The 11661-nt window shown below is 69.3% G+C and carries 8 protein-coding genes and 1 pseudogene; 3 read left to right on the forward strand and 6 right to left on the reverse strand.

The features are described 5' to 3' along the window. From ACFU8W_RS35610 to ACFU8W_RS35630, 5 genes and pseudogenes are all read right to left on the reverse strand, one after another. A pseudogene (locus ACFU8W_RS35610) lies at positions 1-1670 on the reverse strand (type I polyketide synthase); the annotation flags it as partial. A gap of 2 nt (positions 1671-1672) precedes the next feature. Beyond that, positions 1673-2935 carry an activator-dependent family glycosyltransferase gene (locus ACFU8W_RS35615; RefSeq protein ID WP_384046431.1) on the reverse strand — a complete coding sequence of 421 codons (1263 nt, stop codon included), beginning with the start codon at positions 2933-2935 and terminating at the stop codon, positions 1673-1675. A gap of 59 nt (positions 2936-2994) precedes the next feature. Then, complete coding sequence (locus ACFU8W_RS35620) at positions 2995-3996, reverse strand: NAD(P)-dependent oxidoreductase (RefSeq protein WP_345509545.1); 1002 nt, start codon at positions 3994-3996, stop codon at positions 2995-2997. 38 nt (positions 3997-4034) lie between these two features. Then, on the reverse strand, positions 4035-5351 hold the full coding sequence (locus ACFU8W_RS35625; protein ID WP_384046436.1) for an activator-dependent family glycosyltransferase: 1317 nt from the start codon (positions 5349-5351) through the stop codon (positions 4035-4037). Between the two features lie 48 nt (positions 5352-5399). Then, the gene (locus ACFU8W_RS35630) at positions 5400-6620 is read right to left on the reverse strand and encodes an NAD(P)/FAD-dependent oxidoreductase (protein WP_345509542.1); all 1221 of its coding nucleotides are present in this window, start codon (positions 6618-6620) and stop codon (positions 5400-5402) included. A gap of 263 nt (positions 6621-6883) precedes the next feature. Here ACFU8W_RS35630 and ACFU8W_RS35635 point away from each other — a divergent pair, with 263 nt between their 5' ends. Next, positions 6884-8125: a P450-derived glycosyltransferase activator gene (locus ACFU8W_RS35635; protein WP_384046439.1), complete on the forward strand. Its 1242-nt coding sequence runs from the start codon at positions 6884-6886 to the stop codon at positions 8123-8125. A gap of 61 nt (positions 8126-8186) precedes the next feature. Here the strand turns inward: ACFU8W_RS35635 and rfbA are convergent, their stop codons facing one another. Continuing rightward, positions 8187-9062, reverse strand: coding sequence for a glucose-1-phosphate thymidylyltransferase RfbA (rfbA, locus tag ACFU8W_RS35640; RefSeq protein ID WP_345509540.1), 876 nt, complete (start codon positions 9060-9062; stop codon positions 8187-8189). A 245-nt stretch (positions 9063-9307) separates the two neighbouring features. On the opposite strand from rfbA, the gene ACFU8W_RS35645 reads away from it, so the two are divergent. Both ACFU8W_RS35645 and ACFU8W_RS35650 read left to right on the forward strand, forming a co-directional pair. After that, a complete protein-coding gene (locus tag ACFU8W_RS35645) occupies positions 9308-10417 on the forward strand; it encodes a DegT/DnrJ/EryC1/StrS family aminotransferase (protein ID WP_384046443.1) in 1110 nt (369 codons plus the stop codon). Positions 10418-10535: 118 nt separating this feature from the next. After that, on the forward strand, positions 10536-11661 hold a 1126-nt coding region (locus ACFU8W_RS35650), incomplete at its 3' end, for a methyltransferase domain-containing protein (RefSeq protein WP_384046446.1).

Consider the following 11661-nt stretch of genomic DNA (forward strand, 5'->3'; position numbering starts at 1 on the left):
TGACCCGAGAACACGAACGCCGTCCGACCCCCGGCATCCGCCACACCCCGAACCAGACCCGGCGCCTCCTCACCCCCAGCCAACGCCACCAGACCACGGACGAGTTCACCACGGTCCACGCCGGTCACCGCAGCCCGATGCTCGAACATGGTCCGCGTGGTCGCCAGCGCGCATGCGGCTTCCGCGAGGTCCAGATCCGGGTCCTCGCCGAGACGGGCCAGCATGCGCTCGGCCTGGGCGCGCAGCGCCGCATCCGTGCGGCCGGACAGCAGCCAGGGCCGCGCTTCCCCGGACCCGGGTTCGCCCCCGGGCCGGGCCGCGGACTCGCCCTCAGATGCTTCCTCGATGATCACGTGCGCGTTGGTGCCGCTCATGCCGAAGGCGGAGACCCCGACCCGGCGCGGGTGACCGTTGCGCGGCCACGGCACCGGTTCCGTCAGCAGTTCCACCGCGCCCTCGGACCAGTCCACGTGTGACGACGGTGCGTCGATGTGCAGGCTTCTGGGCAGCAGGTCGTTGCGGAGTGCCATCACCATCTTGATCACGCCGGCCACACCGGCCGCGGCCTGGGTGTGCCCGATGTTGGACTTCACCGACCCCAACCACAACGGACGACCCACCTCACGGTCCCGGCCGTAGGCGGCCAGCAGCGCCTGCGCCTCGATCGGATCGCCGAGGGCGGTGGCGGTGCCGTGTGCCTCCACGGCGTCGACCTGGTCGGGGGTGAGACGGGCGTTGGCCAGCGCCGCCCGGATCACCCGCTGCTGGGCGGGACCGTTCGGCGCGGTGAGCCCGTTGGAGGCACCGTCCTGGTTCACCGCGCTGCCCCGCACCACGGCAAGGACGCGGTGGCCGTTGCGGCGGGCGTCCGACAGCCGCTCCAGGAGCAGCATTCCGGCGCCCTCCGACCAGCCGGTGCCGTCCGCGGAGTCCGCGAAGGTCCGGCACCGGCCGTCACTGGACAGGGTGCCTTCCGCACTGAACTCGACGAACGTCCTGGGGGTTGCCATCACCGACACGCCGCCGGCCAGTGCCAGACCGCACTCGCCCTGACGCAGGGCCTGGACCGCCAGGTGGAGGGTGACCAGGGAGGACGAGCAGGCGGTGTCCACGGTGACCGCGGGCCCCTCCAGACCGAAGGTGTACGCCACCCGACCCGACACGACCCCTGACGAGCCGTAGCTGCCGGGGTAGTTGTGGTACATGACGCCCGCGAAGACGCCGGTCGCGCTGCCCTTGACCGACCGGGGGGAGATGCCCGCGCGTTCGAAGGCCTCCCAGGACGTCTCCAGCAGCAGCCGCTGCTGCGGGTCCATCACCAGGGCCTCGCGGGGGCTGATACCGAAGAGGTCGGCGTCGAACTCGGCCGCCTGGTGCAGGAAGCCGCCCTCGCGGACGTAGCTGCTTCCGGGTCGCTCCGCCGTGGGATCGTAGAGCCTGCCCAGGTCCCAGCCACGGTCGGTGGGGAACTCCCCCACCGCATCGACCCCGTCGGCGACCAGCCGCCAGAACTCCTCGGGCGTGGTCGCCCCTCCGGGGAACCGGCAGGCCATGCCGATGATGGCGATGGGCTCCTGGGAGGCCTCGCTGAGCTGTCTGTTCTGCTCCCGCAGGCGCTCGGTCTCCTTGAGTGACGCGCGGAGGGCGTCGACGAGCTCGGTTTCGGACGTGTTCATCGCGCCTCCCTGTGGCGTATGACCAGCTCCTCGAGTCCGGGGACTATGTCGCGAGGGCTCGGCTTGGCGAGTGCTTCCTGCTGCAACCGGGCCGCCGCCTCCCTGAAAGAGGGGGTCTCCAGCAGCCGGCGGAGCTGTTCGACGAGCGAGCGCCCGTCGGCGACCAGGCCGGCACCCCTGGCCTCCAGTTCGCGCATCACGCCGGTCTCGCCCCAGATGTTCCCGGGGATGCCCAGTTGGGGTACGCCGTGGACGACGGCGGCCCCGACCGTTCCCATGCCTCCGTAGTGGACGACGGCCGAGCAACTGGGGAGCAGTTCGTTGAGCGGTACGAAGTCGAAGAGCCGTACGTTGTCGGGGATCCTGGTGCCCTGCGGGATCTGGTCGGTCCGCAAGGTGGCCACCACCTCGGCCTCCAGGTCGGCGACGCCTTCGAGCACCTCGGCCACGGAGATCTCCTCGCCCCCCGCGGTCCCCCGCACCCCGAGGCTGCGGCGGGTCTGTCCCAGCGTGAGGCAGACCCGGGGCCGCTTCGGTTCCTTGCGCAGCCAGCCGGGCACGACGGCGGGGCCGTTGTAGGGAACGTGCCGCACCGGCCGGTGGTCGGTGGCGAGGGGTACGTGGAGCCATTCGGGCAGCGGGTCGATGGTCGCCTGTCCGAACACCATGTCCTCGGCGAACTCCCCGCCGAACGGTTCCAGCTGGGCGCCCAGGTACGAGGCCATGGGGTCCTGCGCCGGGTCGGCGGACTCCTTGCCCGCGAGGTCGCGGTAGAGCTGCCACATGCGGCCCCAGTGGTCCGGGGCGGGCAGGATCCGCGCGTGCGCGGTGTCCACGGCGCGGGCGAGGACCGGTCCGGCGTAGTTGTGTGCGTCCCACAGCACGAGGTCGGGCCGCCAGGCGCGGGCGAACTCCACCAGGTCGTCGCGCATCGCCCTGTCCGCCAGGTACTCGCAGGCGGCCTGGGTGTACGCGGTGAGCGTGCCGCGCACGTAGTCCAGGGAGAGTTTCTCGGGACTGGTCTCGGCGATGTCGTACCCCAGGCCGAACGGAGTGCTGGAGGTTCCGGGCATGCCGCGGGGCGGGGTCAGGCTGTCGCCCACGGCCACCGCGGTCAGCCCGGTGCTCTTGATCGCTTCGGTGAGGTTGGGCTGACTCGCCACACAGACTTCGTGTCCCGCGGTGCGCAGGGCCCAGGCGATGGGCACCAGGTTGTTCAGATGCGAGTTGACGGCGGATGTGGTGATGAGAACGCGCATGAACCCTCTCCAGCAGGACGGGTGAAGGCAGGTGGACGGGGGGTGTGGACGGGCGCTGGTCAGCGCGCCGTGGCGATGGGTCCGCAGTGGCGGCGGTACCACCTGACGGTCTCCTCCAGCCCTTCGCGCAGCGACAGGGGCTGGAGGTCGACGACGCTGTCGAGCCGGCTGACGTCGAGCGTCCGGCTCGGCCGGCCACCGGACCGCCCGGGGTCGAAGGTGATGCGCTCGGGCTCCCCCAGCGCCGCGCACACCATCTGGGCGAGCTGCAGTACGGAGACGGTCTCGGTGGTGCCGATGTTGAACGTCTGGTACTTGTTCGCCTCGACCATCCGCAGGATGCCCCTGACCAGGTCGGTCACGTACATGTAGGTGCGGGTCTGGCTGCCGTCGCCCCAGATCTCGATGGACTGCCCGGCCAGTACCTTGGCGAACATGCTGGGCACCACCCGGTCCGTGTCCACCTCGAAGTTGTCCCGCGCCCCGTAGACGCTGGTGAGGCGGGGGACGAAAATGCTCATGCCGTGCTGGTGCCGGTACGCCTCCGCCAGGATCTCGGCGTAGCACTTGGACAGGTAGTAGCCGTCGGGCGCGTAGTGCATCCCCCGCCGGAAGTCGTCGTCCTCGGGGATCGGGTCGGTGCGGGCCGACGCCGCGTAGATGTCACTGGACCCCAGGAGGACGGTCTCCGGAGTGCCGTGGCGCCGGGCGCAGTTCAGGATGTTGGAGACGGCCCGCATGTTGTCGTCGAGGATGCGCGCGGCCTGGTCGCGGCGAGCCTCCGCCGTGCCGGAGACGACGGCGCAGTGGAAGACCGCATCGACGCCGCCGGGGGCCGTGTCGAAGACGCGGCGCAGGGCGACCTCGTCCCGCAGGTCCATCCCGACGGTCGTCAGCATGTCGGTCTCCGGCAGTTGCGGCAGCACCTGCCGGTTGTCCCTGCGGTACAGGCAGATGACTCTGGCCCCGCGCTCCAGCAGTTGCTCGGCGAAGTGAGAGCCGATGAATCCGCTGCCCCCGGTGACGACCGCGGTCTTTCCGGCCCAGCGTCCAGTTGGCATCTTCTTCCTTCCCGTCCGTGGACGGCCGGCTGCACCCTTCAGGCGCGGTGCCCGGCCACCTTTTCTTCCAGTTCCGCCACCAGGGCGCGGGGGCTGGGGGTCCGCTGAATCTCCTGCCGGATGCGCTCGGCGTTCTCCCGGTAGGAAGGGTCTTCCAGAATCCGGGAAATCTTGCTTTGCAGGGAATCGCCGTCGACCTTGCTCTTGAGTGCCTCTCCGGAGAGCCGCTCGTGTTCCAGCAGCATTCCGGCGCCGCGTTCCTCCAGGCTCCGGCCGAAATCGAGTTCGTCCCAGTACCGTCCGGGGGCGATGATCTGCGGAACCCCGTGCACCAGTGCGTTTCCCAGGGTTCCGAAACCGCCGTGGTGAATGACCGCCGAACAGCTGGGCAGCAACTCGTTGAGCGGTACGAATTCCACCGCCCGCACGTTCTCCGGGAGGGCGCGCAGTTCGCCCAGTTGGTCGGAGTTCAGGGTCGCCACGACCTCGATGTCCAGCTCCGCGACGGATTCCAGCAGGTCCTGGACGGAGAAGACGTCACCGCCGAGCACCTCCCTGGCCGTCATGCCGAGTGTCAGGCACACCCGCGGCCGCTCGGGCGGCCGGTGGACCCAGTCGGGCACTGCGGTGGGCCCGTTGTACGGCACGTACCGCACGGGGTGGTACGGCAGGTCCAGGGGGACCTGCATCCAGGAGGGCGTCGGGTCGATCGTCCACTGCCCGGTCATCATCTCGGTCGCCAGTCCCTCGTGGAACTCGCAGCCGAACCGTGCGAGTCGGCCCGCCAGCCAGTCGCCGACCGGGTCGTCGCGCCGCTCCGGCTCCTGTCGGCCGAGGAGCTCGGTGTACTTGTCGTACATCCGGCCGATGTGGTCGACGCCGAAGAGCATCCGGGCGTGTGCCGCTCCGCTGGCCCGGGCGGCAACCGGGCCGGCGAAGGTCATCGCGTCCCAGATGACCAGGTCGGGCCGCCACGACCTGGCGAACTCCACCAGGTCGTCCAGCATCGCCCGGCCACCGGTCGCGTGCTCGTAGTGGGTCGAGCACGCGACGGTGAAGGTTCCCAGGACGTAGTCCCAGGTCAGCACCTCGGGCCTGGTCTCGGTGACACCGGCGTTGAGGTTCCGCCATGACGTGCCGCTCGTCACGTGGTCGCCGTCCTGGGCCGGCCGGCCCGGCATGCTCTCCTCCTCGCCCACCGGCACCGCGGCGAGCCCGCTGCGGCTGATCGCCTCCACCACCTGGGGCTGACTGGCGACGCACACCTCGTGCCCCGCGGCACGCAACGCCCAGGCGATGGGCACCATGTTGTAGAAGTGCGTCTTCGCGGCGTACACCGTGAAGAGGACACGCATCGGTTCTCCTCGGGCCTCCGTCGTCCCTGCCGGCAGTGGGATCGGCCGTCAGGCGCCGACGCCCGCGCCGACGCGTCCGATAGGCGTGTCCCAGTCAATGCGGTGCTCGTAGAGCCAACGCATCTCCTCCTGCCCCTCCCTGGACCCGCGCTCGCTGTAGGCGACGCGGGCGAAGATGTCCCGGCCTATGCGCATGAGGGGGCCGTTGACCTGCAGCGCGCGGCCGCACTGCCGGCCGAATTCCACGACGCGTTCGACCCGCTTCCGGCGGATCTCCTCGAAGCGCTCGAACGCCTCCGCGATGTCGGGGATGTCCCGCAGGCACCTGGCGAGCTCGACGGAGTCCTCGATCGCCATCGACACGCCCTGCCCGGCCGAGGGGGAGGTGGCGTGGCAGGCGTCGCCGATCACGATCATCCGCCCGTTGTGCCACTTGGGCAGGTGCGGGATGTCGTAGATCGGCCGCGGCGGCCAGATCTCCTCGGTGGCCTTGACGATCTCCACCGCGGAGCTCTCGTCCTTGGCGAAGAGCTCGTACAGCGACTCGCGCCAGGCCTCGGGGGTGAGGGAGGCCAGCTCCTCGGGGGTGGGCTCCTTCTGCCGGGTCACGCTTGCGTACCACCAGATCCGGCCCTCGTGGTCCGGGATGTGGCAGAAGAAGGCGCGCTTGCCCAGGTACATGAACTCGGTTCCGGTGTGGCTGGGGGCGGAAACGCCCGTGGCGTACCCACCGGTGGTCCAGAGCCCGCCGTACCGGAACTTGAGCTCCGCCGGATCGATGGTCTTCCGGGTGACGGAGTGCAGTCCGTCGGCGCCGACGAGGAGGTCTCCCTCGGCGGTGGTGCCGTCGGCGAAGAAGGCGGTCACGCCCTTGTCGGTGATCTTGGCGTCGACCAGCTGCTTGCCGAAGTTGACCTCGATGCCCCGGTTGATCGCCTCGTCCCGCAGCGTGGTGTAAAGGTCGGAGCGGGTGATGGCCCGGGCCACGGTCCCGTCGGGCAGCGGGGCGCCGTTGGGGACCTGTGCCAGCTGCTTTCCGTTCCCGAGGTGGAACCGATATCGGGGAATGTCGAAGCCATCCGTCAGATGGTCCATGCCCAACGCGAGCAATGCGCTGTAGCCGTTCACCGCGAGTACGAGATTCTGGCCGATTCCGTCCGCACCGCGGTCGTACGCCTCATAGACGACGGGTTCGATGCCGGCCTTCTGGAGGGCGATGGCTGTGGTCGGCCCGGCGACCCCACCACCGATGATCAGAGCTTTGGTCATTGACGTCGACTTCCTCAATCATCCGGTCGTGCAGTTGACTTTCCCTGACCTGGGAAACCGGGGCAGTGGCATTCCACGCATGGCACGGCGTGGCGCCAAGCGAATCCCAACCCTCACACGTGAACGCGGTCCCGGCAGCCCCTACCCACCCCTCTTCACGGTCGCCGGGGCAGTGGCCCGCACACCCCCCTGGCAGGGGTGTTCCCGGACTCCCCGCCCGGCTATGAACGAGGGAAAGCCGTAGTGAATGGAGAAGTCTTGGCATGACCAGGCACCAGATCGATCCCAGGCTTTTCGACGACAGCGACGTATCGCGGCATCTGCTGGCCGCACGCGGCACGCAGTGGATGCGGGGGAACCGGGGTGACCCGTACGCGCTGCTGCTGCGGGCCCAGGAGGTCGACGCACAGCGGCTGTACCGGGCGATGCGCGGCCGTCCCGAGCTGCGGCAGAGCGAGTCCGACGTGTGGGTGACCGTCAACCACGGGCTGGGCGCCGAGATCCTCCGGGATCCGCGGCTGAAACTGCGCGATCCCGCCGCCCGTCGGCGCCGCCGCGTCTTCGGCATCGACTCGGGGACCACGCTCAAGCACGTGCTGACGGTCGACGACGCGCTGCTGGCAATGGAGTGCGACGAGTACGGGCGGCTGCGGGACCACGTCTCCTCGTTCCTCGGCCCCGGGGCCTCGGACCGTCGAAGGGACGCGGAGGCGGTCTTCGCGGACAGGCTCGACCGCCTGCGCGACTCCGGCTCGTTCGACGCCATGACCGACTTCGCGCGTCCCGCGGTGCTCACGGTGCTCGCGGAGGCGGCAGGGGTGCCGCCGGAGCGGCGGGAGGGGTTGCCCGCCCTGTGTGCCGACGTCGCTCCTCTGCTGGACTCCTTGCTGTGCCCTCCCACGCTGGATGCCACCAGGCGGCTGGTGGTGGCCTTCGACGAACTGCGCGACCTGACCGCGAAGTCGGCCACCGTCCCGGACGAGGAGGACGGCGTGGTTCTGGCGCTGCTGTTCACCGTGGGCGTGGAGGTCGCCGCGAACCTGGTCTGCAATGCATTCCTGGCCCTGGCCGAGCACCCCGGTGAGTGGGAGATGCTGCGCTCCGGCGCACGGTCGGCGTCCGACATGGTGGAGGAGACTCTGCGGCATTGTCCGCCGGTGCGGCTGGAGAGCCGCATCGCCGCGCAGGATGTCACGCTCGCCGGCCAGGAGGTCGGCAAGGGCAGTCAGGTGGTGGTCCTCGTCGAGGGGGCGAACCGGGATCCGGACGTGTTCGCCGCCCCGGACCGGTTCGACACCGGGCGCGGCTCCGCGGGCGTCCACCTGTCACTGGCCGGCGGTTCGCCGGCGGCCGCCATCGGCCCGGCCGCCCGCCTCCTGGCGGAGGCCGCGGTGTCCGCACTGGCCGCGGGCGGGTGCGCGCCGTTCCCGGAGGGCGAGGTGGTGCGCCGGATGCGGTCTCCCGTCGTCCGCGGCATCGCGCGGTGCCCGGTCGCCGTCCGCTGAACCCGAACGGCGTCCCGGCCGGAGGAATGCTTGCGATCCTCCGGCCGGGACGCCGCGCCGTTCAGCCGACCAGTTCGCGGGCGATGTCCATCACGTACTGGCCGTACCCGGACTTCCCCAGCGCGGTGCCCAGCCGGTGGCACTCCTCCGCGGTGATGAAGCCCTTGTGCAGGGCGATCTCCTCCAGGCAGGCGATACGCACACCCTGCCGCTCCTCCAGGGTCCGCACGTAGAGCGAGGCCTGCAGGAGCGCCTCCGGGGTTCCGGTGTCCAGCCACGCGAAGCCGCGGCCCAGGTCGATCAGCTTCGCCCGGCCGCTCTCCACGTAGACCCGGTTCACGTCGGTGATCTCCAACTCACCGCGGGCCGACGGCCGGACGTTCTTGGCGATGTCCACGACCTCGTTGTCGTAGAGGTACAGCCCGGTGATGGCGCGGTTGGAGCGGGGGTGCTCCGGCTTCTCCTCGATGGAGACCAGTCGGCCGGTTTCGTCGGTCTCCCCCACGCCGAAGTGCTGGGGATCCTTCACCGGGTACCCGAACAGCACGCAACCGGCCACGTTCTTGGCGTTCTCCTCCACCAGCCCCTGGAATCGGGGGCCGTGGAAGATGTTGTCGCCCAGTACCAGGGCGACCGTGTCGTCACCGACGTGGTCGGCCCCGATGATCAGGGCCTCGGCGAGGCCGTTCGGCTCGGCCTGTTCCGCGTAGGTGAGGGAAACCCCGAGGTGCGAGCCGTCTCCGAGCAGCCGCTGGAACTGCGGGATGTCGTGAGGCTTCGCGATGATCAGGATTTCTCTGATGCCGCCGAGCATGAGAACGGACAACGGGTAATAGATCATCGGTTTCTCGCCGACCGGCAGAAGCTGCTTCGATACCGCCAGCGTCACCGGAGTGAGCCGGGACCCCGACCCACCCGCAAGAATTATTCCCTTCATTCGCCCATATCCCTTGATAGCGAACCGAAATATCGTCCTGGCCGGTCAAGAAGGTGTATGGAAAATAGCCATGACGCCGGTGGGACATCAAGGAAGTTCCATGCGGACTGGGGTGGGAAGCACTCCGCTGGGGCATCTAGGGGTTGTTGGGATTTCACCCCTGTAGTCGAATTCCCCTCGACGTCAGCCACGGAGGCCACTGGGGCCTCGGGCGTGAAACATCGACACAGGAGGTGGAGGCGGCCGTGGTCACACGCGTGTGGGACTACCTGGCGGAATACGAGGTGGAGCGGGACGACATCCTCGATGCCGTCGACCGGGTCTTCAGCTCCGGGCAGCTGGTGCTCGGCGAGAGCGTGCGCGGCTTCGAGGAGGAATTCGCCGCCTACCACGGCGTACGCCATGCGGTCGGGGTCGACAACGGCACGAACGCGTTGAAGCTGGCGCTGCAGGCACTGGGCGTGGGGCCGGGCGACGAGGTCGTCACGGTGTCCAACACCGCCGCGCCCACGGTGGTCGCGATCGACTCGGTGGGCGCCACCCCGGTGTTCGTCGACGTGCACGCGGAGAACTACCTGATGGACGTCGCGCAGGTGGAGGCGGCCATCACGCCGCGGACCCGCTGCCTGCTCCCGGTTCACCTGTACGGGCAGTGCGTCGACATGGAACCGCTGCAGCGGCTGGCGGAGCGCCACGGCCTGGCCGTTCTGGAGGACTGCGCTCAGGCGCACGGGGCCCGCCACCACGGGCGCATCGCGGGCAGCATGGGCGATGCCGCCGCTTTCTCCTTCTACCCCACCAAGGTGCTCGGGGCGTACGGCGACGGGGGCGCCGTCATCACCTCCGACGACCAGGTGGAGCACAACCTGCGCCGACTGCGGTACTACGGCATGGAGGAGCGCTACTACGTCGTCAGCACCCCCGGGCACAACAGCCGCCTGGACGAAGTGCACGCGGAGATCCTGCGCCGCAAGCTGACCAGACTGGACCGCTACACGGCGGGCCGGCGCGCGGTGGCCCGCCGCTACGAGGAGGCCCTGGGCGACACGGACCTGGTCCTGCCCCGGTCGGCCCCGGGCAACGAACACGTCTACTACGTCTACGTGGTCAGGCACCCGAAGCGCGACGCGATCATCGAGGCGCTCAAGACGTACGACATCATGCTGAACATCAGCTACCCGTGGCCCGTCCACACCATGGACGGTTTCCGGCATCTGGGGTACGACAAGGGGTCGCTCCCGGTGACCGAAAAACTGGCCCACGAGATCTTTTCTCTGCCCATGTACCCCTCTCTTTCCGAAGAACTCCAGGACAAGGTCATCAGCGCTTTGCGCGAGGTCCTCAGAACTCTCTGAACCACTTCCCTTCCCCCCGGGGGGACGGCCCCGGTGCCATGGCACCGGGGCCGTCCCTTATTTCCCCCCGATTGAATAGGGGTTGGCCACCCTACGGGTCGTCAGTACGCTGCCGAGCATGACAAGTTGCCGTATCTGCGGCGGTACCGTCCAGGAATTCTTCGACTTCGGACGGCAGCCGGTTTCCGACGCTTTCATCGACCCCAACGGTGGCAATACCGAGTTCTTCTACCGGCTCACCGTCGGCCACTGCACGACGTGTTCCATGGTCCAGCAGCTCAAGGAAGTCCCCCGGGACCGCATGTTCCCGGGGGACTATCCCTACCGCTCGTCGGGATCCGCCGTGATGCGAAAGCACTTCGCCGCGACCGCGGACCGCTTCCTGGCCACCGAACTCGTCGGTGAGGACCCGTTCTACGTCGAGATCGGCTGCAACGACGGGATCCTGCTCGGCGCCATCAGCCGTGCCGGAGTACGGCACCTGGGCGTCGACCCCGCCGAGAGCGCCGTCGAGGTGGCTCGGGAACAGGGCTGCCGGGTCCGCAGCTGCTTCTTCGAGGAGGCGACCGGTGCCGAGATACGGGCGGCCGAAGGACCGGCTCAGCTGATCTTCTCCGCCAACACCATCAGCCACATCGGGTACATCGACTCGATCTTCGCCGGCGCCGACGCGCTTCTTGCCCCGGGCGGCGCCTTCGTGTTCGAGGACCGCTACCTCGGCGACATCGTCGAGCACGCCTACTTCGACCAGATCTACGACGAGCACTTCTACCTGTTCGGGGTCCGCTCGGTGCAGAACATGGCGCAGCGCTTCGGCTTCGAACTGGTCGACGTCGAGCACCTGCCGGTACACGGCGGCGCCATGCGCTACACGACGGCGCGGGCGGGAGAGCGCGCTCCCGCCCCGGCGGTGGCGGAGTGGCTGGCGTCGGAGGAGAAGCAGCAGCTCGCCGAGCCGGAGGTCTACACGGAATTCGGCGCCCGCGTCGAGGCCAACTGCCGTGCGCTGGTCGAGCTGCTCACCTCGCTGCGCGCGGAGGGCCGGAGCGTGGTCGGGTACGGCGCCACGTCCAAGAGCGCCACGGTCACCAACTACTGCGGGATAGGCCCCGACCTGATCCCGTTCATCTGCGACTCGACGCGGGAGAAGCAGGGCCGGCTGACCCCCGGGGCCCGCATCCCGATCCTCCCTCCCGACGCGTTCTCCGACCCCTACCCCGACTACGCGCTGCTGTTCGCCTGGA

Source organism: Streptomyces sp. NPDC057565 (assembly GCF_042801455.1).
GTDB lineage: Bacteria > Actinomycetota > Actinomycetes > Streptomycetales > Streptomycetaceae > Streptomyces > Streptomyces yanii.